Origin of the sequence: Clostridium pascui (assembly GCF_016908015.1) — a bacterium.
In the GTDB taxonomy this organism is placed as follows: Bacteria; Bacillota; Clostridia; order Clostridiales; family Clostridiaceae; genus Clostridium_AK; species Clostridium_AK pascui.
This window is the reverse complement of the sequence record NZ_JAFBDB010000001.1, coordinates 789,499-809,697: the sequence shown is the minus strand read 5'-3', so window position 1 is coordinate 809,697 and position 20,199 is coordinate 789,499. Positions and strand designations below refer to the sequence as shown.

General features: G+C 30.6%; 22 protein-coding genes and 1 riboswitch. Of the genes, 18 read left to right on the top strand and 4 right to left on the bottom strand.

Going from position 1 to position 20,199, the window contains the following annotated elements; translation table 11 throughout:
- Window positions 1-56 precede the first annotated feature (56 nt).
- Window positions 57-1,136: a hypothetical protein gene (locus tag JOC70_RS04445; RefSeq protein ID WP_204597672.1), complete on the bottom strand. Its 1,080-nt coding sequence runs from the start codon at window positions 1,134-1,136 to the stop codon at window positions 57-59.
- A gap of 283 nt (window positions 1,137-1,419) precedes the next feature.
- On the opposite strand from JOC70_RS04445, the gene JOC70_RS04440 reads away from it, so the two are divergent.
- From JOC70_RS04440 to JOC70_RS04430, 3 genes are all read left to right on the top strand, one after another.
- On the top strand, window positions 1,420-2,049 hold the full coding sequence (locus JOC70_RS04440) for a bifunctional 4-hydroxy-2-oxoglutarate aldolase/2-dehydro-3-deoxy-phosphogluconate aldolase (RefSeq protein WP_204597671.1): 630 nt from the start codon (window positions 1,420-1,422) through the stop codon (window positions 2,047-2,049).
- 99 nt (window positions 2,050-2,148) lie between these two features.
- Window positions 2,149-3,387: a Zn-dependent hydrolase gene (locus JOC70_RS04435; protein WP_204597670.1), complete on the top strand. Its 1,239-nt coding sequence runs from the start codon at window positions 2,149-2,151 to the stop codon at window positions 3,385-3,387.
- 203 nt (window positions 3,388-3,590) lie between these two features.
- Entirely contained in the window at window positions 3,591-4,370 is a 780-nt protein-coding gene (locus tag JOC70_RS04430; RefSeq protein ID WP_204597669.1) for a cytidylyltransferase domain-containing protein, read from the top strand.
- 54 nt (window positions 4,371-4,424) lie between these two features.
- On the opposite strand, the gene JOC70_RS04425 is transcribed toward JOC70_RS04430, so the two are convergent.
- Window positions 4,425-4,565 (bottom strand): hypothetical protein, encoded by a 141-nt coding sequence (locus JOC70_RS04425; protein WP_204597668.1) that lies wholly within the window; start codon window positions 4,563-4,565, stop codon window positions 4,425-4,427.
- A 207-nt stretch (window positions 4,566-4,772) separates the two neighbouring features.
- Between JOC70_RS04425 and JOC70_RS04420 the strand changes: the two genes are divergently transcribed.
- From JOC70_RS04420 to JOC70_RS04410, 3 genes are all read left to right on the top strand, one after another.
- Window positions 4,773-5,435 (top strand): FHA domain-containing protein, encoded by a 663-nt coding sequence (locus JOC70_RS04420; protein WP_204597667.1) that lies wholly within the window; start codon window positions 4,773-4,775, stop codon window positions 5,433-5,435.
- A 220-nt stretch (window positions 5,436-5,655) separates the two neighbouring features.
- Window positions 5,656-7,740, top strand: a complete 2,085-nt coding sequence (locus tag JOC70_RS04415) for a methyl-accepting chemotaxis protein (protein ID WP_204597666.1) — start codon at window positions 5,656-5,658, stop codon at window positions 7,738-7,740.
- A gap of 231 nt (window positions 7,741-7,971) precedes the next feature.
- Window positions 7,972-8,307 carry a hypothetical protein gene (locus JOC70_RS04410; protein ID WP_204597665.1) on the top strand — a complete coding sequence of 112 codons (336 nt, stop codon included), beginning with the start codon at window positions 7,972-7,974 and terminating at the stop codon, window positions 8,305-8,307.
- 86 nt (window positions 8,308-8,393) lie between these two features.
- Here JOC70_RS04410 and greA read toward each other — a convergent pair whose 3' ends face one another.
- On the bottom strand, window positions 8,394-8,858 hold the full coding sequence (gene greA / locus JOC70_RS04405; protein ID WP_204597664.1) for a transcription elongation factor GreA: 465 nt from the start codon (window positions 8,856-8,858) through the stop codon (window positions 8,394-8,396).
- A gap of 261 nt (window positions 8,859-9,119) precedes the next feature.
- Window positions 9,120-9,231: riboswitch (THF riboswitch) on the top strand.
- Between the two features lie 53 nt (window positions 9,232-9,284).
- On the opposite strand from greA, the gene JOC70_RS04400 reads away from it, so the two are divergent.
- From JOC70_RS04400 to JOC70_RS04395, 3 genes are all read left to right on the top strand, one after another.
- Entirely contained in the window at window positions 9,285-9,800 is a 516-nt protein-coding gene (locus JOC70_RS04400) for a folate family ECF transporter S component (protein ID WP_204597663.1), read from the top strand.
- A 67-nt stretch (window positions 9,801-9,867) separates the two neighbouring features.
- The gene (locus JOC70_RS19355; RefSeq protein ID WP_279381221.1) at window positions 9,868-10,002 is read left to right on the top strand and encodes a hypothetical protein; all 135 of its coding nucleotides are present in this window, start codon (window positions 9,868-9,870) and stop codon (window positions 10,000-10,002) included.
- A 230-nt stretch (window positions 10,003-10,232) separates the two neighbouring features.
- Window positions 10,233-11,978, top strand: coding sequence for a 5'-nucleotidase C-terminal domain-containing protein (locus tag JOC70_RS04395; protein WP_204597662.1), 1,746 nt, complete (start codon window positions 10,233-10,235; stop codon window positions 11,976-11,978).
- 46 nt (window positions 11,979-12,024) lie between these two features.
- Here JOC70_RS04395 and JOC70_RS04390 read toward each other — a convergent pair whose 3' ends face one another.
- The gene (locus tag JOC70_RS04390) at window positions 12,025-12,888 is read right to left on the bottom strand and encodes a formate/nitrite transporter family protein (RefSeq protein WP_204597661.1); all 864 of its coding nucleotides are present in this window, start codon (window positions 12,886-12,888) and stop codon (window positions 12,025-12,027) included.
- Between the two features lie 235 nt (window positions 12,889-13,123).
- On the opposite strand from JOC70_RS04390, the gene JOC70_RS04385 reads away from it, so the two are divergent.
- From JOC70_RS04385 to JOC70_RS04345, 9 genes are all read left to right on the top strand, one after another.
- Entirely contained in the window at window positions 13,124-13,465 is a 342-nt protein-coding gene (locus JOC70_RS04385) for a single-stranded DNA-binding protein (protein ID WP_204597660.1), read from the top strand.
- A 75-nt stretch (window positions 13,466-13,540) separates the two neighbouring features.
- Window positions 13,541-14,206: a TVP38/TMEM64 family protein gene (locus tag JOC70_RS04380; RefSeq protein ID WP_204597659.1), complete on the top strand. Its 666-nt coding sequence runs from the start codon at window positions 13,541-13,543 to the stop codon at window positions 14,204-14,206.
- A 71-nt stretch (window positions 14,207-14,277) separates the two neighbouring features.
- A complete protein-coding gene (locus JOC70_RS04375) occupies window positions 14,278-15,141 on the top strand; it encodes a flagellin N-terminal helical domain-containing protein (protein ID WP_204597658.1) in 864 nt (287 codons plus the stop codon).
- Between the two features lie 416 nt (window positions 15,142-15,557).
- Window positions 15,558-15,959, top strand: coding sequence for a flagellar basal body rod protein FlgB (gene flgB / locus JOC70_RS04370; RefSeq protein WP_243429025.1), 402 nt, complete (start codon window positions 15,558-15,560; stop codon window positions 15,957-15,959).
- A gap of 74 nt (window positions 15,960-16,033) precedes the next feature.
- Entirely contained in the window at window positions 16,034-16,468 is a 435-nt protein-coding gene (gene flgC / locus JOC70_RS04365; protein ID WP_204597830.1) for a flagellar basal body rod protein FlgC, read from the top strand.
- 10 nt (window positions 16,469-16,478) lie between these two features.
- Window positions 16,479-16,787, top strand: coding sequence for a flagellar hook-basal body complex protein FliE (gene fliE, locus JOC70_RS04360; protein ID WP_204597656.1), 309 nt, complete (start codon window positions 16,479-16,481; stop codon window positions 16,785-16,787).
- A gap of 16 nt (window positions 16,788-16,803) precedes the next feature.
- Complete coding sequence (gene fliF, locus JOC70_RS04355; RefSeq protein ID WP_204597655.1) at window positions 16,804-18,369, top strand: flagellar basal-body MS-ring/collar protein FliF; 1,566 nt, start codon at window positions 16,804-16,806, stop codon at window positions 18,367-18,369.
- 5 nt (window positions 18,370-18,374) lie between these two features.
- On the top strand, window positions 18,375-19,397 hold the full coding sequence (gene fliG / locus JOC70_RS04350; protein WP_204597654.1) for a flagellar motor switch protein FliG: 1,023 nt from the start codon (window positions 18,375-18,377) through the stop codon (window positions 19,395-19,397).
- Entirely contained in the window at window positions 19,381-20,178 is a 798-nt protein-coding gene (locus JOC70_RS04345) for a FliH/SctL family protein (protein ID WP_204597653.1), read from the top strand. Before fliG ends, JOC70_RS04345 begins: the two co-directional genes overlap by 17 nt.
- The last annotated feature ends 21 nt before the right edge of the window (window positions 20,179-20,199 follow it).

Here is a 20,199-nt window from a genome sequence, read left to right as displayed (position 1 = left end):
TTAAAAGGAAGGCTGCACTTACAGCCTTCCTTTTAAACATTAAGATTTTTTATAAATTAAAGACCTTCAGTTAATGGAGCTTTTATTGCTCCATTAAACATAGACATTAAATCTACCAAGTCAATGGATTTTACATCTTCTTTATTTGGAAAAACTATTTCGATATTTTTATTGATATCAAATATATCATAACTTAGGTTAAAGTTTATATCATCCTTATTGGATATAAGATTTGCACTTATCTTTTGCTGAACTATATAACCATCTTTAACGGCAAAGCTTATTAGTAATCCATTTTTCCCAAATATGTCTTCCATTTTATCAATTTCTTTATTTAATTCTTCAACATTAATTTTTTCATTTTCTTTAGAACCTTCAGGCGCTAAAGCTGTAAAATAGTCTTGAAGTTCTTTAACTCTTTTTTCATCTTTTACATAAGCTTTTAAAAGCTTTTTAAGCCCTTCATTATTTAGCTTAATTTCATAAGTCTCAAGTTTTTCTTCAGCTCCATTAATTGTTACAGGATTCTTACCTGTGTATTTTATCAATTCCTTACCATCTTTTTTGGTATAATCCTTTAAGAATAAAAATGAAGATTTTTGTATATTTCCAGCATTTGCACCAATTTTATTAATATCGATATTTTCTGAAGTTTTTGCATCTGGATTTTGTGCCTTTTCCATCTGTTGTAGTTTATCAAGACCCTTTGAGTCAATATAAATATAGTCAGTATTTTGAAACATAGAGCCAGCCTGAGCTTTTAACATTTCAGGTACTTCTAAAAGCATTTTAATGTCTGTATTATTCTTATCTAGTGATATCTGCTGAATTAAATCTAAATCAGTACTAACACCCATAACTCCAACTTTTATATTTGCTTGAGACTTAGCTAAGGTTTTTCCTTCTGTAACGGATTTGCCAGTTAACTCCAAGTTAAATCCGCTAAATCCACCCATTTCTTGAGCTGATTGGCCGCTAAACTTAAAATCCGCATTAGCCTTATAGCTTAATGATTTGATAGTGCTGGTTTTCTCTAATGCCTTTATTAGCTTGTCCTCTTTTGAAGCACATCCAGTTAAAGAAAGTAAGCTAATACCAATTAATAATGTACCAATAAGTCCTTTGAATTTTTTCATGTTTTCCTCCTATGTAATAAACTATAATTAAATTAGCCCTGTTTTTATCAGAAGATAGGACTATATAAAATTAATTATATGTATATTTTAAGCTAAATACAATAGGTCTAATTGGAAGAAAAGAAGCAAATACTTTTTATGATTATAACTAACAGTGGTTAGATATTTAACATATAAGAGGAGCATATCTATAAGCTTTTCATTTCATATTTAAAGCTGGTTCTTCATATATCTGTATAAAGGCGCAGAATCTATACAGATGAAGGAGGAGATGACTGATATTATGGATAAAAGGGATATTAAAAATAGATTCAAAAACAATATAGTAACAGTAATAAGGGAAAAGGATTTAGATTTTGCTGAAGTACTTTGTAAAAATATAATATCTTCAGGTATAGATATAGTTGAGGTTACTTGTATAGTCAAAGAAGCACCAATACTTATAGACAGACTTAAACGCAAATATCCCAATACTCTTATTGGGGCAGGAACTATAGTAGACAAAATACAATTAAAGCAAGTCTTAAATAGTGGAGCAGATTTTATTGTATCTCCATGCATAGTAGAGGATGTGGGAAAGTACTGTAAATCTCATGGAATATTTTTTTCACTAGGGGTTGCCACTCCAACGGAAGCATTTAAAGCATATAGCTTAGGCTCAGACATCATAAAGGTGTTTCCAGGAGAATCACTAGGCCCAGAATTTATAAAAGCTTTGAAGGGACCATTTCCATATATGGATTTAATGCCTACAGGAGGGGTAAGAGAGGATAATATTGAGAAGTGGTTTGAAGCAGGGGCCTATACATTAGGGATTGATGAAACTTTAGTTCAAGACATAACAGCAGATAATCTAGATGAGCTAAGAACTAGATGCGGCAGATTAGTAAGAGCGCTTTGTGAGTTCAAGTAAAATTATGGGAATTGCAGTGCGATCTTTATAATATTTGCAGGAAAATAGATATATGGGCAGAATATATAAAGTTAATGAAAAAACAAGGGGGCGAAGTTTTTGAATACAAATCTTGAAAGAATTAAAAGAGACATTGAAGCATTAGGTGAATTCACATCTACACCAGGGGCAGGAAATACTCGTCTTTCATTTAGTGAGGAAGACAGAAAAGCTAGGGAATATATAAAGGGGCAAATGAAAGAAGCAGGACTTCAGGTTTATGAAGATGCAGCAGGAACCATAGTTGGCAGACTTGAGGGAGAACTTAAAGATGCACCAGTAGTTATGATAGGTTCACATTATGACTCAGTTAAAAATGGAGGCATATTCGATGGACCAGCTGGAGTAGTTACTGCGCTTGAATCAGCAAGAGTTTTTAAGGAAAATAATATAAAACCTAAATATCCTGTAGAGTTTATTGCAATGATAGAGGAGGAAGGTTGTAGATTTGGGGGAGGCCTTTTTGCAAGCAGAGCAATGACTGGACAAGTAACAAGAGAAGATCTTGATAAATATAAAGATACACAAGGAATAAGCATAGCGCAGGCTATGAGAGAGTTTGGATTTAATCCAGACGAAATAAATAAAGCTGTAAGAAAGCCTAAGGATATAAAGGCCTTTTTAGAACTTCACATTGAACAAGGACCTATTCTTGAGTGCAATAGTAAGGATTTAGGAATAGTTCAATATGTGGTTGGTATGAGAGAATTTGAAGTTGTAATTAAAGGAAGAGCTGATCATGCGGGAACAACTCCTATGAATATGAGATTAGATGCGCTAGATGCTGCAGCGCTAGTTATATCAAAAATAAGTGAATTTGCAAAAGGAGCGGGAGAAGGAACTGTAGCTACTATAGGGAAATTTGAATTACTTCCAGGGGCTGCTAATATAGTTCCGGAAGAGGTTAAATTTACTGTAGATATAAGATCGAAAAATGGGAAGCTTATAGATGAGGTTACAAATAAAATCAATAAAGAACTTGAAAATATGGTTGGAACTAAGGGTGTTAAATATAAAATTACAGACAAGCTTAATGTAAATCCAGTAAAGCTTTCGGAAAATATAATAAACATAATGAAAAGCAAAGCAGGTAATGTAGGCTTCACAACAGAAGATATGTTGAGTGGAGCAGGACACGACGCTATGATTATGGCTGGAGTTACAGAGGTAGGACTTTTATTTGTGCCAAGCAAAAATGGAAGAAGCCATTGCCCAGAGGAATGGACTGACTACGATAAACTCCAGAAGGGTGTAGAAATCATGTGTCAGACACTTGAAGAACTTTGTCAAAATAATTAGTAACCATTGGTTTTCACAATAATAGCTTTTACTTAAATCCTGTTCTATGGTAATATTATCATTAACATCATAAACAGTCATAGAAGTTACCTTAGAGTAGATTGAGAACATTAGACATGTTGATATCATGTATATTATATGTTTAAAGTTTTTTCATAGATTTTCTCCTTTAAGGTTATTCTAAATTTATAGAGGTGATTTTAATGAAGGTATTATGTATTGTTCAGCCAGAAACAGTTTGTAATGGAAATATAGAGCTTTTAACAAGGAATATTTCTGGAAAGCCAGTTATAGTACATACATTACAAAGGCTAATGAAGGCAAGACTTATAGATGAAGTTATTGTAGCAGCCTCCAATAATATTAAGGATTCCTCTTTGGTCAGTGCACTTCAGGAAACTGAGTTTCATGTATTTACAGGAAGCAAAGAAAATATGTTAAAAAGATTCAAGGAGGCTTCTGGTAGACATTTTGGTGACATAATAGTGAGAATAAAGGGAAATTGCCCTTTAATAGCTCCAGATATTGTGGACAATGTTATATCTTATTTTAAAATGTATAATTATGACTATGTGCACTTAGATGTACCAAACTCCTTTCCAGAGGGCTTGGAAGTAGAGGTTTTTTCAAAAGAAGCATTAGATAAATGCCTTCAAAAGGTTATAAGGAGCTCAGGAATAAATACTATATCCATAAGGGAATCTATGTATTCAAATGAGTGTTCTCCTTGTAAATACTATGAAGGAGTAACCAATTATATGTCAAAACATCCTACAGAATTTAAGATAGGAACAGTAAAAGGTGAAGAAATATACAATAGAAAATATAAACTTTCTGTTGATACAAAGGAAGATTTAAAGCTTATAAGTAGCATTTATAGGCATTTTGATGCTGATTTTCCAAATGCTAAGGAAGTTATAAGATTCTTAGATAAGAATCCAGAAATTGCAGAGATAAATCAAAAACAAAAAAGTCAGCCGTAGGCTGACTTAAAGAATCATCTTAGTTTATTTCCGCTATTTTAATATTTATAAAACTTATTGTAATTTATTATCACTTTGTTCGTTTTCTGATGAATTTACATTAGGTGAATTTTGTTCTATTTCATCCAATCTTTTTTCGATCAGTTCTATTTCTTTCCTGATTTCTTGAAGTAAATCATATATTTCCTTTTGCATAATAATCCTCCATTCATTTTATCTATACATATAGTTTGCAAAATTGGAATTATTATTCAATATAGTATGTATAATCTTTTATGTATTGACTATTTTTCATTAAAGCTTTAAAATTTAGCTAAGAATCGAAATAAAAAAATGGAAAGTCAAGGCTAGATTTTTCCGTAAGTTAATGGATTTGCAGAGTAATAAGGGAGGAATACATTTATGACAATTGGAATTATACTTGTGCTTATAGGCATAGTAGGTATAGGCACTGTTGTAGGTTTTTTAGTACTTAGAAAATATGATGAGGATGATTTTATAGAAGACGACGATTTTGATGAAGATGATGATATGGAAGAAAATAAAAATGAAAATGGTATGATTAATAAAAAAGCTGAGGAAGAAAATGCTAAAGAAATAATAAATGAAGAAAATGATAATATTGAAAGACATACTCATATTGATAGTAAAAGTAATGAAAAAAATCATTTGTTAGTTGAAAAACAAGCTACAGAATTTGATGTGAAGAAAGAAAAAAATTCTACTATAAGTGATGATACAATAATTTTAAGCAATTTTTATAACAATATAATTGCATTTTTAGTGCAGTTAAATGGAGTAAAAAGAGGAACCAATTATGAGATTAAACCTGGAGAAAGTCATATAGGCAGAAGCGATGAAAATGATATAATACTTGAAGATATGTATGTAAGTGGGAATCATGCGATTATAAAGCAGCAAGAAGACAAGATGTATATATATGATTTAGGTTCAAAAAACGGAGTTTTTGTAAATGGAGATAAAATAGAAGAATCAAAGGAATTAAATAATAACGACACAATAATAATAGGAGAGACAAAATTAAGGTTTGTGATAATACAATAAAAGTCATGTTAATCTTAATAATTGCATTAGGAAGTCTGTAAATATAGACTTCCTAATTTTATGTATTTTTATATGGAACTTTAATAAAACGTTAAAGTGGATTACAAATTCATGAAAAAAATTTAAAGTTTCATTATAACTTGTCGATAATTGAGGATGTTGGTATAATATTGCTATGACAATATAATAAAACAAGTAATTTATATAAGGGGAAGATGAGATGGAAAAATTATCAAATAAAAAGAGAAAGCGCAGAAGTATAAAAAGTAAGCTGCTGCCGCTTATAGTTATTGCTATGGTATTGCCTCTTTTAATACTTAGTATATTGAATTATGGAATTTCAAATAAAGTTCTTTTAGATAGTTTTGAAGATAATTCAAAAGAAATGACTAATCAAATGAATACTAATTTAGATGATATGTTTATGGAAATTGAGGCAACTATTAATTTTTTATCCATGGATGAGAATTTAAAAAACATAGTAATTTTAGAAGATAAAATGAGCAGCAAAGATGCAGCAAAAGAAGAAATAAAAGAAGAAATAAAAGAAGAACTTGAAAAAACAAAGTATTCTTCAAGAAAATTATTAGATAACAAGGTGAAGACGGGTAATGGTATATTTTCTCTATATATAGGAGCTAGAAATAAAACATTTTTTGCCAATTCTGCTAACAAGGCAGGGGATATGGCAGGGTATGATCCTACACAGAGGCCTTGGTACAAAAAAGCAATGGAAAATCCAGATAAGGTGGTATATATAGATCCGTATGTAAGTCCAAGCACAGGAAAGCTTATGTTTACTGTGGCAAAGACTTTTAAGGGTAATAACGGAGAAATACTTGGAGTAGTAGGAACAGATATTACTCTGGATAATTTTGCGACAAAGTATAAAAATGTTAGTATGGGTGATACTGGAGTGCTATTTGTTATGAGTCCTGATGGTATAGTGCTTTCCCATCCTGATGAAAAATTAATTGGTCAAAGTGTGAAAGATCAAGAAGTCTTTAAAGTGATTAATTCTGAAAAAGAAGGCTTTAAAGAATACACGTTTGAAGGAAAACATAAATATACCTCATTTACAACTAATGATAAAACTTCATGGAAGATTGCATTAAGTTTTAATACAAATGAAACTGCAAATGAGCTAGACACTATAAACAAAACTAATATACTAATTGCCTTATTGAGTTCAATAATGGGAGTAATATTTGCATTATATATATCTAGAATGATAACTAAGCCTTTAAAAGTATTAGAAGATGGAATAAATAAAGCAGCGTCAGGAGATCTAACAGAGGATATAAATATAAGCTCTAAGGATGAATTTGGGAATATAGGAAATGCCTTCAATCAAATGACGGCTAATTTAAAGTCACTTATAGGTGAGATAGTTTCATCAGCTAAAATAGTATCAGAAAATTCTATGTCTCTAAGAGATATGTCTGTTCAAACTTCTAGTGCCACAACAGAAGTTGCGTCTACTATAGGGGAAATAGCAAAAACTGCTACATCACAAGCTGTACAAACTCAAAGAGGTATGGAAAAATCAGAACAGCTTTCAGAAAGTATTGATGAAATTTCAAAAGCAATACACACTGTGAAGGAAGTTTATGATAATGTTACAAAATTAAATTCAAATGGTATGAAAGAAATAGAGGATTTAACAAGCAAAACTGCGCTTGTAAATTCTGAGACAGAAAAGCTTAATGAGGTTATAGTAGCTATGGATACAAGTTCTCAAAAGATAGGAGAAATAATAGAGACTATTAAATCTATAGCAGATCAAACAAATCTTCTAGCGTTAAATGCATCAATTGAGGCAGCTCGTGCAGGAGAAGCGGGACGTGGTTTTTCTGTAGTAGCAGAGGAGATTAGAAAGCTTTCAGAAAGTACAGCATATTCAACAGAAGAAATAAATAAGCTTATTATTGACATACAAAAAAGATCTTCCAATGCCGTAACTTCCATAAGCGCTACAAAGGATACGCTTGGAAAGCAAGTTGGCGCAGTAAATGGAACGCGTGAAGTATTTGGAGAAATGTACAAGTCCATAGTTGAGGTTTCTAATTATATGAAACACATAGAAGCACTAAATAAAACTATGATTATCAATAAAGAAGATATAGTGGAAGCGATAACAGAGATATCAGGGGCTTCTGAAGAAACTTCAGCCTCCACAGAGGAAGTTTCTGCAAGTGCAGAGGAAATACTTGCCATTATAGAAGATCTTTCAGTGAGTACAAATAAGTTGTCAGAGCTAGCTGAAAATCTTTTAGAAGAGGTAAACAGTTTTAAGGTGGAATAAATAATTCCTAATAGATCACTGAAAATAAGGACGAGATAGTGCAGGGCATTTTAAATGATAGGTTGTTTTTTTAAAATGTTCTGCACTTTTTCAGTTTGTGGTGCATTAAGGAAAAAATTAAGAAATGCGTCATATAATATAGTATGATTATAGTATATTGGGTTTTCAAAATGAGAATAACTTTAAGTTAGACATTATAAAAAATTAGATAGTACATAAAGGGGTGAAATAATGGGAGAGGATAAAATAGCTGTCTCGAAAGATATACTTATAAAGATAAAGTCAAGAGCTCAAACTATTAAATCATTATGTAAGGATAAGGTGTTAGTTAAAGAAGCGGATGAAATATTAGATTTAGTAAGTAAAGAACTAAATAAAGACGAGGAAACCGTGTTAGAAAAAATTGAACAAAAAATGAAAGAAACTAGGAACTTAAATCCGGATTTAAATGCAAATCTATATATACTTTATAGAAATCTTACAAAAAATAAGATAACTGAGGAAGATGCTTTAGCGTTATATACAATGTACTTGGAATCTGAAGTTTTCGATAAAAAAATTTATTAAGTAAATAAGGAGGGGTACTAAAAATTAAAGTTTTATATACTCTCTAATCGTTAGTACCCAGTATATCATGATTTTTAATATATGTATTAAAGTACTTTTATAACTTCAACTTCGTAGTCTCCATCAGGGGAACTTACTTTAGCCTTTTTACCTATAGTAAGTTTATACAAAGTCTTTCCTAAAGGAGAGTCTATGCTTATTTTCATATTTTTTGGGTCAGCTTCTACAGAACTTACTAATGTTACTTCTTCTTCTTCATCCATATCGTAAAATTTAACTATTGCAGTTTTGTTAATATCGAACATATTTGCATCTGCAGAGCTTTCCACTATTACTGCATTTCTTAATTGATTTTCCAGCTCAAGTATTCTAGTTTCATTTAATGATTGGTCATCCTTTGCAGCAGAATAATCGGCATTTTCACTTAGATCTCCTTGAGAGCGAGCATATTTTAATGCTTCCTTAATTTCAACTCTTTTAACGGTTTTCAAGTATTCCAATTCTGACTCTATCTTTTTTTTAGCTGTTTCAGTTAAAATAATTTTATCCATAAACAAATTCACCTTCCTAGTAATTTATTATTGACAGTCAATAAAAATTTAAACAATGTATGAAAATCATTTAGTATTTTCATATAATGCCATTTTATCATCAATATATTAGTACAATCAACAAATATATAATATTTTAACATAGTAAGCAATGAATATTTAATAAGTATTTTATTTGAAAATTAAAATAATTGTAAAAAAATTCCGAAATTTATCTTGTTATGTAATAAATGATTATATATAATATAATTAGATTTGCTTGTTAGAGTAGGTGATTGCGCGTAAAGTGCTAGATGGACAGGAAGTTGCCACTAGACGAAGAGATTTTAATGTTATTTAAAATTTCGCGATGCAGTTGCCGCATTCCGCTAACATTTTTTAGCGTCACTTTCTCTATTGGCAAATACTATGAAGGGAGGCGCCATTATGAAAAATGCAAGAAAAATGGTATTTTTAGGTTTATTTATTTCATTACAGGTTATACTTACAAGATTTTTAGGAATTGAAACACCAATTATTAGAGTAAGCTTTGGATTTTTGCCATTAGCTTTATGTGGTATGTTATTTGGTCCTTTGTATGGAGGAATATGCGGAGCATTAGCTGATATTTTAGGTATGTTAATATTTCCTAAAGGAGCGTATTTTCCGGGTTTTACATTAAGCACGGCTTTATCGGGAGTAATATATGGAATATTTCTATATAAAAGACCTAAATCTATGATTAATATAGTTTTAGCTGTGTTAATTATAACGATTTTTATAAATTTGGGACTTAATACTATATGGCTTTCAATGATTACTGGTAAGGCAGTATATGCTATAATAGTTCCTAGAATAATAAAAAATCTTATAGAAATTCCGGTAAAAGTGCCAGTTATATACATGTGCTGGAAAGCAATTGGAGATTATATGGACAAATCCTTCCGTAATGTGACAGTTTAAATTAAGTATAAATTTATGTTCTGCATGGCAAAATATAATCAAATACATGTAGAAAGGAAGGATATCTATGAGACCTTTTAGAGGAGATAAACATCAAAAGGGTGGCAAAAATGATGGTGTAAAGCCTGCAGATAGAGCAAGAAAAAGGAATGAAAAGAATCCTCCAACTTATGAAACCTTTGATGGAGAAAAGATATATTAATATAATACAATAATTAAAAAGTAAAAGTTAAAAATATAATGTAGGAAGTTTGCTTGCAGACTTCCTATTTTTTATGAAATTATTTAATAGTTGTTATATAAAAAATTTTTAATATTTATAACTAATTATTATTGCAATTATATAGAATAATAATTGGATGAAAGTAATATATTTCAAGTGTAGTATCTGTTATAAGGCTATATAAGTTGTATTAAAAAGGGGGATGGGAAATGACTTATAATTTTCAGCGTAAAAAAACCATTGCATTACTTCTATCAATATTTATGGTTTTAGGTATCATTTTTTCTGGGAATGTATTTGCAGCTTCAGAAGACATTAAGACTATAAATATATTGTCCTTTAACGATTATCATGGGCAGGTTTTGGAGGGAAAAAAAGAACCTGGAATATCAAAATTCGCAAAGGCTATAAAGGATTTTAAGTACAGTAATAAAAATACTATAGTAGTTGCGGCTGGAGATCTTTATCAAGGATCTGCCATATCTAATTTGAATGAAGGTGCTCCAATAAATGAAATGATGAATAATTTAGAAGTGATAGCTTCAGCCTTAGGTAATCATGAATTTGACTGGGGAATAGATAAAATTGAAAAATGGTCTAAAGAAGGAAATTTTCAATGGTTAGCTTCAAATATATATGATAAAAATACACTTAAGCCTGTAGCTTTTGCAAAACCATATAAAATTGTAGAAGTAGATGGTGTGAAAATAGGATTTATAGGGCTTTCAACTCCAGAAACCACCTATAAAACAAAGTCAGCTTATATAAAGGATTTAGAGTTTAAAGACCCTATTAGCTCAGCGAAGGAATGGGCTCAAAAACTTAAGAGTGGAGAATTGGAAGAAGGGAAAGTCGATATAGTTATAGCTCTTACCCACCTAGGTGCTTTTCAAAATAAGGATAGTAAAGTTATAACAGGAGAGGCAGCAGATTTTGCTAAAGCATGTCCTTATGTAGATGCTGTAATAGCAGCACATACACATCAAACTGTTTCGGGGAATGTAGAACAAATTCCTGTTATTTCAGCTTATTATAATGGAAGAGCTTATGGGAGGTTAGAAATAAAATATGATTTAAATACAAAAAAAGCAGAAATAACACCCTATGCTGTTGATTTGATAACTTCGCTAAGTGAATTAAATGAAGATGCAGAAGTCAAAGCTATAGCTCAAAAATATGAAAAGTTATCAGGGCCAAAGCTTAATGAAGTGTTAGCTGTTACAGACAAGGATTTAACTCATGATAAATTAAGTGGTCCTTCAATACTTGGAGAATGGATATGCGATGTTATGGCAAAGGTCACTGATTCTCAAATAGCTATAACTAATGGAGGAGGAATACGAACTTCATTAAACAAAGGAAAGATAACCATGGGCAATTTATATGAAGTTATGCCATTCGATAATACATTATTTACTATGGATCTTACAGGAACAGATATAAAGAAAGTTATAGAAAATGGTATAGGAAATGACAAGATTGGTTGGGTTCAGGTTTCGGGATTGAAGATAAAATATGATTTGGACAGGGCATTTGGAAATAGAGTAACTGAAATGAAGCTTATGAATGGAACAAAGTTAGATATGAATAAATATTATAAGGTAGTAACTAACGACTTTATGGCTTCTAATGGAGATGAATATGATTTTTCAAAGGGCAAAAATAAATTAGATACAAATATCCCAGTAAGAGATGCATTAGTAAATGAATTAAAGGCTTGTAAGGAACTTTCAGTAGTCAAAAAGAATTATCTGCAGCAAGAGAAAAAGATAGAAGGTCCTACTATACCGGTAATACCACAAAAATCAGTTATATATACTGTAAAGTTAGGAGATACATTATACTCTATAGGAGCAAAGTATAATGTTGATTATAAGGAAATAGGAGAAATTAATAATATAAAAAACTTCAATTTAATTTTTGTTGGGCAAAAGCTTGTTATTCCTCAAAATTAAAGCAATAAAGGAACTTGAACGATGTATTCAAGTTCCTTTATTGCTTTTATCCTATATTTCTAGAAGATGAACTTGCCACATAGGTATTACTCTTAGATTGAGTATATACTACCCAGTACAAGAATCCAACAAGAACTGAGCCGCCGATTATATTTCCAGCTGTTACCCAAAGTAAATTGTGAAATATATTTGATATATTTATGGCTGAAATAGCTGAAGATTTAAGGCCGGAAGCTCCTATATAAACAATGTTCCCTTTAGATAATAACCCAACAAATAAATAATACATATTAGCCACGCAGTGTTCAAAACCACCAACTATAAAAGCCATTATAGGAAACCATATAATGAAAATTTTCCCTATTATATCTTTGGCAGCATAAGCTCCCCATACCGCTAAACTTACCATAAGGTTACAAAGTATTCCGCTAGATAATGCCTTTAAGGCAGTTAGTGAGCTTTTAGCATAAGCAACTTTTAGTGCATATCCTCCTAGCTTCCCTCCGTTCATATCAAAGGAACCGCTAAGATGAAGCAAAACTACTATTAAAAGAGCCCCTAAAAAGTTCCCTAAATATACTATAATCCAATTTTTAAGCATAGATTTTAAACTAATTTTGTTTTCGAGTATACCAGTAATCATAAGAGAGTTTCCTGTAAAAAGTTCTCCGCCACATATTATAACTAGTATAAGTCCAACTGGGAAAACTGCTCCTGCCATAAATTTAGAAATTGAAACATTTGATATGCTGTGAGAAGCTACTGCAGCAGCGAAGCCGCCCATAGCTATAAATGCACCTGCAAGTATTCCGAGTATAAGGGTTTTAATAAATGTAGAGTTTGCTTTTCCTGTAGCTGTAGTTATTGCTTCAGGGCATAATTCTGACCATTTTAACATCTGTTTGTCCATAACCTATCCCCCTGTTTAATTAATTGCTATAGTTTTATTATACTGTAAAAACATCTATAAATCGTCTATATAAGTTTAGTGTTATTTAGAAATTTTGAAAAATTCAATAAATTACTATGATATTGATTTATGGTTTTTATTATATATTTAAAATGTTTATAATTTCAAACAAAGGTGATTAATACATTCTAATCTGGGCATAATTAATAAAAAATAAATTATAGAAGGTGAAGAAATGAATAAGGTTTTGTTAATAGGAAGGCTGGCTAAGGACTGTGAATTAAGATATGTAGGAGAAGATAAAACAGCGGTTTTAAATTTTACATTAGCTGTACAAAAGCCTTTTTTAAACAAAGATGGAGAAAGAGATACTGACTTCATTCCAATAGTGTATTGGAAAAAAGCAAGTGAAGCATTAGAGCCTTATCTTAAAAAAGGTAAGGTTATAAGTGTCATGGGAAGAATAAACATTAGAGCTTATACTAAAGAAAATGGTGAAAAAAAGTACTCTGCTCAAGTAGTGGCAGAACAAATACAATTTGTAGATTTATTTAAACATAAAGAAAAAGCAGAGTAAATATATTGACGATAACTATATCTCCTTATAATATAAGAATGTAAATGATAAATATATTATAGGGAGATATAAATTATGACAGATAAGAAGTGCGTTAATTGTAAATTTGTGATTAAAATTGTAGTATTTTGTATTGTGATAATGCAATTGTATTTTTTAATAAAATATAGGACAACTTTTCTAAGGATAAATAAGGAATGGTTAGAAAACTTTATAAGAAGTCAAGGTGCTTTATCAAGATTTATATTTGTAATTATATTTGCGTTAAAACCACTTATAATAGTTATACCTGCTATGCTGATGACTATAATAGGGGGAAGTCTGTTTGGACCTCTTCAGGGACTATTATTAAGCCTAATTGGATTTTTTTTATCAGGAACGTTAGCTTTTTTTCTTGCAAGACTTTTAGGTGAGCCTTTTGTAGATAAGATAGTTAAAGGAAAAGGTATGAAAATGAATAAAGTAATAAATAAAAATGGAGTTTTTATCATAGCACTTATAAGATTTATACCTGTATTTCATTACGATATAGCAAGTTATACCTTAGGACTTACCAAAATAAAATATAAAGATTATATTATAGGGTCTATATTAGGAGTTGCTATAGAAACTACAGCTTATGCATATTTAGGAGAAAATATATTCAAACCTCATTCTCCTGAATTCATAATATCTATATTATCAATAATTATTTTAGGAGTTTTAGGTTGGTTTTTGGCGAAAAAGAAATCTTTTAAATAAAGTAATATGGTTTAATGCCGATAAATAAAATATTGGTTTTTATTTATAATTTGATTTTGGAGTGATAATTTATGAGATTAATGCAAAATATGTCTTCACAAAGAATATACAGGCAATATCAAAAGTCTTTGATAAATCAAAGCAAAGCATTAAAGCATATATCTTCTGGGGAAAAGTTTACAAAGGCTGGAGAAGCGCCAAATGAAATAGCTAAAAGCGAAAGAATGAGACTTCAAATAAGAGGACTTCAAATGGCCCAAAAGAATGCACAAGATGGAATAAGTATGATGCAAACCGCAGATGGAGCGTTAGATTCTATGACAAATACTATGCAAAGAGTAAGAGAACTTTTGGTACAAGCGGGGAATGGAACAAATAGTCCTGAAGATAAAGAAACTATACTAAATGAAGTAAAACAAATGATAGATGGATATGATGACATGGCAAAAAATAGTGAATTTAATGGTACATCTCTATTTGATCCGGAAGATGGTGTAAATAGTGTGAAAATGCAGTTAGGAGCAAATGCCTACGAAAATGTAGAAATAAAGTTTTATAATTTAAGAGCAGAGGAGTTAAAGGATTTAGAAACTGGAGAAAGTTTAAATTTAAATCTTATAATTGGGTCAGTAAAAGATAATGATTTTGGGAGTGCTATTGATCAAATAGATTCTGTAATAAAAAACTTAAGCAATGTGAGAAGCAAATATGGAGCATTAGCTAACAAGTTTGAACAATGTTTTGAAGGATTAGGAGAATTTGAAATGGCAACTCAGGCTGCAGAAAGCTCCATTAGGGATACAGATATAGCAGAAGAGATGATGGAATTTACTAAAAATAATATACTCATAGAGTCAGGTAATGCGATGATGGTTCAATCTAATAAATTGCCACAGGAAATACTAAGAATACTTGAAAGTGTGAAAAGTAGGTAAAGGATATAGGCAATCAGTATAGATGTAAAAGCTGATTGCCTATTTTTTTATTAAATTAAATAAAATTTAATTTAATAAAAAATAAAATGTGTTTAAAATTAGATGAAAAATAGTAAAAAATGTAGTATAATTGCATAGTATAGGAAAAAAATGTTTTAAATTGTTAATTTAATAACAGTATTTAACAAGGCATAGTGCACTAAAATTGTATCATAATAACATTATTTGCATTAATTTTACTAAAAAAACTTTCCAACTATTTAAAAAGTTAAAAAAGTTTATAATTTATTTAAAAATTTTAAAAAAAGTAAATATTAATACTATACAAAACCTTGATTTTATTGTAAAATTAAATCATATTTTGAATTTAATGTAATAATTTTAGAAAAATATAGAAAAAAATGGGAGTTGATGATTTGGAAATTTCTAATCTTTCGCAAGACCGATTTACATATGAAATTATAAAAAAGGGACTAGATGCCTCTTCTGAAAGAAGTAAGGTTATAGCTAATAATATTTCAAATATAAATACAGGAAATTATAAGAGAAGGTATGTAAGTTTTGAGGAGACTTTAAAACAAAATGGAGAAGAATTAAATTTAAAGACTTCTAATGAAAGACATCTAAATGATGGGACTTCTTTAGGACAAATTACTGTAAAAGAAGATAAGACAAGCAGTATGAGGGATGATGGCAATAATGTTAATTTAGATTTGGAAAAGGTTAATCAAGCTGCAAATACTCTTATGTATAATGCTATGATTGCTCAGCTCAATAATAGAATTTCACAGAAGAGAATTGTTATTAGTGGAAAATGATGATTAATGGAATGTGTGATATTAATGAAATTAAGAAATGATAAATATCAAAAATAATGACAACGAGGTGAAATATAGTGAAAGCATTTAATAACTTAAGAATAAGTGCCAGCGGATTATCGGCTGAAAGGTTGAGAATGGATACCATTGCAGCTAATATAGCTAATGTTTCAACTACAAGAGGGGAAAATGGAGGGCCTTATAGAAGAAAAATTGCATTATTTCAGGAAAATTTAACAAGAGAGATGGATAAAACTACTGGAAGAGAGAAGGAAAGACTTTTAGGTGTAAAGGCAGTAAAGGTGACTGAAGATTCAGCAGAACTTAGAAGAGTATATGATCCAACTCACCCTGATGCGGATGAAAGTGGATATGTATTGATGCCAAATGTAAATATATTAAATGAAATGGCTGATATGATAGCTGCAACTAGAGCCTATGAAGCTAATGTGGATGCAATAAATTCACAAAAATCAATGTTTTCTAAGGCATTAGAAATAGGAAGGTAGGTGAAAAATATTGAGAATAAATGAATTTACTCCATTAAGTTCTATGTTTGAAGATATGAAAATATATGGAGGAGTGGAAAACAAATCTAATGAAAAAGAGAATGATTTTTTCGCAGTTCTTAAAGATAAGTTAGATGCTGTAAATGAAAAACAAGTAACATCAGAAAATACAACAAGTGCTTTTATAAGTGGAGAAGAAGTAGATGTACATAAGGTTATGTTAGATGCAGAAGAAGCTAAGCTATCTTTGGAGTTGGCAGTACAGATGAGAAATAAGATAGTTGAAGCATACCAAGAAATTAATAGAATGCAATTATAGTAAGGAGTGCTAGTGAATGAACAAGCTATCCCAATGGATTAGCAACCTAATGACAAAAACATCTGAATTGAGTACAAAAAAGAAGATAGCTTATGGAATTATTTTAGTAAGTATTATTGGAGTTATAATATATGGTGTTATTTCAGTAAGTTCAACTAAATATGCTGTTCTTTTTCAAAATGTAGACTCTGACGATGCAGGGGCGATTTATACTAAGCTTAAGGAAAAAAAAGAGGATTTTAAAGTAGAAGGCAATACTATATTGGTTCCTAAAGATAAAGTTGATTCCTTAAGAATGGAAGTATTATCTGAAGTACCTATGACTAATGGAAGTGAAGGATTTGAGCTTTTAGATAAAAGCAAATTTGGAAGCACAGATGCAGAAATGAAAATAAACTATCAAAGGGCACTTCAAGGAGAAATTGAAAGGACTATAAAAGCCTTTCCAGAAATAGAAAATGCCAGAGTACATCTAGTACTTCCTGAAGATAGTGTTTTTGTTAAAGATTCTGCACCAGCCAAAGCATCGATTACATTGAAAATAAAGTCTGGGAAAAAACTTACAAAAGATCAAGTGAAAGCTATAGTTTCTTTGGCATCTGGTAGTGTAAAAAACTTACCAAAAGAAAACGTTGAAGTAAATGACACAAAAGTCAGCCTAACACAAAACCTTTTTGAAGATAGTGAATTTGAAGCATCTTCTTCAGCAGAAAAACAGCAAGTATTAGAAAAGGAGTATGAAAAAAAGCTTGAAAACAAAGTTACTGATATGCTTTCAGCTGTTTATGGAAAAGACAAGGTAAGAGTTATTGTAAATGCTGATCTAAATTTCGATGCTCAAGAAACAGATAAAATAACTTATGATCCTAAGAATGTAGTGGTAAGTGAAAAGAATTCAAAAACCACTGAAAAAGGTGCAGCAGGTGGAGTCACAGGAAGTCCTGTAGATGACAATATGAACAATGAAATTGAGACTAATGCAGATGGCAGCGTAACAACTCATGAGGAAAATACTAAAAATTATCAAATATCTGAAAGTAAGGAAAAGGTAATAAAAGCACCAGGGGATGTTAATAGACTTACAGTCTCAGTAATACTAGATGGTGTTATGGATAATGCTACAAGAGCATCTGTTAGCAATAGTGTTATGTCAGCTGTAGGGTATAGTCAAGCTAGAGGAGACAGTATCAGCGTAGAAGGACTAGCCTTTGATAAAGAGTCAGAAAATAAGATTAAAGATGATTTGGAAGCAATGGAAAAGGAAAAAGAAAGAGCAGCTCTTATGAAGAGATATGTATTAATAGGAATTGGAGTAATTTTATTATTAGCATTAGTAATAGGAATAATTTTAAGGAGAAGAAGCCAGAAAAAAGAAGAAGAGGAAATTTTACAGCTAGATCATATAGATACTGTTATAGATGATGAAGTTGAACTGGAACAAAAACCTAAATTTAAACCTATAGAATTGGAAACAGAAACTGAAATTAGTCATACAGAAAATGAAATAAGAAAATATGCTATAGACAAACCAGATCAAGTTTCAGAAATAATAAAATCTTGGTTGGCAGAAGATGAGAGGTGATTTAAATGTATAATGGGGGAGATGGCGAAAAATTAACTGGAGTACAAAAAGCAGCAATACTTTTTATAACCTTAGGACCAGAAGCTTCTGCTGGAATTATTAAAAAGCTTCCTGAAGCGGAAATACAAAAGATTACCTATGAGATTGCTAATATTAGTGCAGTTAAATCAGAACAAAAGCAAAGTATATTTGAAGAGTTTATTCAAATGAATAAAGCAAAGGATTATCTTATAGAAGGGGGTTTGGATTACGCTAAAACCCTTCTATCTAAGGCATTAGGAAGCCAAAGGGCAATTGAAATATTAGATAAGGTAACAGAGGCTACTCAGCAGTTTAGACCATTTGCTATTGCGAGAAAAGCAGATGCAAATCAGCTTTTAAATATTATATCTAATGAACATCCTCAAACTATAGCGCTTATACTTTGTCATCTTCAGGCAGATAAGGCAGCACAAATTTTATCTGAGTTATCTGAAGAAATACAGGGAGACGTAGCTTATAGAATTGCAACTATGAATAATACTTCTCCTATGGTATTGAAGGAAATTGAAAAGGTATTAGATAATAAACTATCTTCTGTAGTAAAATCTGAAATGAAAGCTATGGGTGGTGTGCCAACTATAGTTGATATATTAAATCAAGTAGATAGAACTACAGAAAAGAATATAACTGAGGCTCTGGAAAGAGAAAATCCTGAACTTGCAGAAAAAGTTAAGTCATCCATGTTTGTATTTGAAGACATTATTACATTAGATGATGTATCAATACAAAGAGTATTAAGAGAAGTAGAGACAAAAGAACTTTCACTAGCCCTCAAGGGAGCTTCAGAAGAAGTAGCCAATGCTATATTTAAAAATCAATCCAAAAGAGCTGCTGCTTCACTAAAAGAAGACATGGAATTCTTAGGACCTGTAAGACTTATGGATGTTGAAAAGGCACAGCAAAAAATTGTTGGAATTATAAGAAGACTTGACGAGGCTGGCGAAATTGTAATTGCAAGAGGTGGAGAAGATGCAATCATCGTATAATGTAATAAAAGGAACCAGCTTAGTTAACCAAGGTAAAAGAGAAATAATAACTGAATATATTCCTAAAGTTCATAAGCAAATCGATGAAGAAAGTTATGTTAAAGATAGAAATGAAGGAGTTTGTGCTAAAGGAATAGTTGAAAGTTATGAGGCTTTAAGCAATTCTATATTAAAGCAGGCTAGGGCTAAAAGGGAAGATATATTAATTCAAAGTTATAAAGACGCTGATATAATAAGAAATGAAGCATACAACGAAGCATATAAAAAAGGATATGAAGAAGGAAAGAATAAGGGATATAGTGATGCATATGAAGAAGGATATAAAAAAAATATCGAAAAGATAGAAGCAGAAAGAGAATTAATATTAAAGGAAGCAGAAAATACTTCAAGTAAAATTATAGAAAGTGCTAAAGCTGAATATCTAAGATATCTTGATGAAAAAAAAGATGAAATAGTGAAGACTCTTAAAAATATAGTAGAAGCTGTATTTAAAAGGGAAATTAAAGAAGAAGATAGTTTGAATGATATGCTATTGGATGTTTTAGAATTAGCTAAGGGAGCCAAAACGATAATAATAAGATGTAATCCGATATATGAGCAGGAGTTAAAAAACACCATAGATATTTGGAAAACTCGTGAGGTATTTAAAGGAGAGATATTTATCATAATAGACGAGACAATATCTGAAGGGAATTTATTAATAGAAAAAGATAATGGTAAAATACACATAAGTACAGAGAAGGCCTTAGAAAAAATAGAGGAAATACTTCTTTCAGAATAATGGAGTAAATAAGAGGGTACA